Raw genomic sequence first — 473 nt, 5'->3', positions numbered from 1 at the left:
CACCCTCAGGGTCTGGTCGAGGTGGTAGACCCCCGGGGTGACCAGCAGGTTCTTCCCGTCCGCGAGGGCTGCGTTGATGTCGGACGCGGTGGCGCCCTCCTTGACGACGTAGAAGTCGCTCAGCGGCAGCGAGGTGCCCGCGGGGGCGCCTTCCGTCCAGCTCGCACCGGTGGTGTCGGTGCGTACGTCCGGTGCGAACACCTGGTAGGTGCCCGCGTCGTCGACGTAGAGGAAGGGCTTCTCGCGGCTGACGGGGGTCCGCTCGACGCTCGTGTCGGGCGGGCTGGGGAACGTGTTGCCCGGGGCGCCCTTGTCGCCGACGAAGACCATGTTCCAGTTGGAGCCGTTCCATCCGCCGAGGTCGCTGTTGCGGGTCAGGAACTGCTGCTGCGACCCGGACGCGACCGTCCCGTCGATCTTGGAGTCGGCGATGAGACCGCCGCTCGACCAGCCGCCGTCGTCCAGGGCCAGAT

1 pseudogene is annotated in these 473 nt (G+C 69.3%); it reads right to left on the bottom strand.

Annotated elements, in window-relative coordinates:
- A pseudogene (locus GTW43_RS03720) lies at window positions 1-473 on the bottom strand (coagulation factor 5/8 type domain-containing protein); the annotation flags it as partial.

This window comes from Streptomyces sp. SID5785 (assembly GCF_009870065.1).
Taxonomy (GTDB): Bacteria; Actinomycetota; Actinomycetes; order Streptomycetales; family Streptomycetaceae; genus Streptomyces.
Note: the sequence above shows the minus strand (reverse complement) of the source record. Positions and strands in the feature narration are given on the sequence as shown.